This window comes from Rhizobacter sp. P2_H2 (genome assembly GCF_056403375.1).
Map to the genome: position 1 here is coordinate 1 of NZ_JBFUFP010001361.1, position 1,218 is coordinate 1,218.

General features: G+C 68.0%; 2 protein-coding genes. Both read right to left on the bottom strand.

Features of this window, described 5'->3' with window-relative positions; translation table 11 throughout:
* The coding region (locus AC1D15_RS33100; protein WP_477829403.1) for a flotillin family protein at positions 1-594 on the bottom strand (594 nt) is incomplete at its 3' end.
* Between the two features lie 48 nt (positions 595-642).
* Positions 643-1,218 (bottom strand): OB-fold-containig protein (locus AC1D15_RS33105; protein ID WP_477829404.1); only part of this gene is annotated, 576 nt, incomplete at its 5' end.

Consider the following 1,218-nt stretch of genomic DNA (forward strand, 5'->3'; position numbering starts at 1 on the left):
GTCGAAGGCATTGTTCGGGTTGAAGAACTGCTTGTCGGTCTGGTCCAGGCTGGTCAGCGAGACGGACTCGAGCTCGAGCCCGTTCTTCTCGAGGTCTTCGGCCACCGCGTTCTGCACCGCCTGGACGAACTCGCGGCGCTTGTCCTGCAGCTCCTGGATGGTCATGGTCGCGGCGGTCGCGCGCAGCGAATCGACGAACTTGTCCTCGACCAGCGCCTTCAGCTCGTTCGGGCTCAGCGTGCGCGCGCCCAGCGTCTGGGCCGCGGTGCTGATCGCCTCGGCGGTCTGCTTGACGCGCACGAAGAACGCCGCGATCACGTCGACGCGCATGCGGTCTTTCGTGATCAGGCTCTCGCGCTCGCGGCGCAGCACCTCGAGCTTGAGCGTGTTCATGTTCACCATCACCAGCTCATGGAACACCGGCAGCACGATGGCGCCGCCGTCCATGATGACCTTCTGGCCGCCCAGGCCGGTGCGAACGAACGCGGTTTCCTTGGTGGAGCGCTTGTAGAGCCGCGCCAGCACCAGGCCGATCAGCACGATCGCCAGCAGCGCAATGGCGGCGAGCACGCCGATCTCGATCAGACTGTTCATCACGACCTCCTCCTCGATGGATCCGAAACGTTGTGGGTGCCCCGCACGCTACATCAGCGTCGGGTGCGGGTTTGCGATCACTCTGTAGATACTGCCGACGCGCGACACCACCAGCACCTCCATGCCGTCGGCCAGCACCAGGCCGGCCACGTCGGGTTCGGCCAGGAGGAAATGGGCCCGGCCGTGCGCATCGCGCAGCCGCGCCTGCGAGGCCAGCCCTTCGCGGGTGGACGCGCTGGTGATGGTGGCGACCCGGCCGATGAACTCGCGTTCGCTGACGATGGAGCTTTCGTCGCGCGGGATGATCCGCCCGAGCGCGCCGCCGAGCAGGCGCACCGCCGCGATGGCGCCGGCGCCGGCCGGCAGCGAGGCGACCAGGCCCGGCAGGTAGGCGCCGCTGACGCCCGAGGCCASCATCTGCACCAGGTAGCCGCAGATCGAGAAACCGGCCAGCAGCAGCACCAGCAGGATCAGCGTCGGCACCTTGCCCAGGTGCAGCCAGCCCAGCACGCCGTCCAGGCCGGCGTCGGAGTTGGGCTCGGGCAGCAGCGAGTGGTCGATCCACTCGCTCGGGCTGAACGACGACAGCAGGCCGACCAGCTCCAGCACCGCGAGACCGAGCAT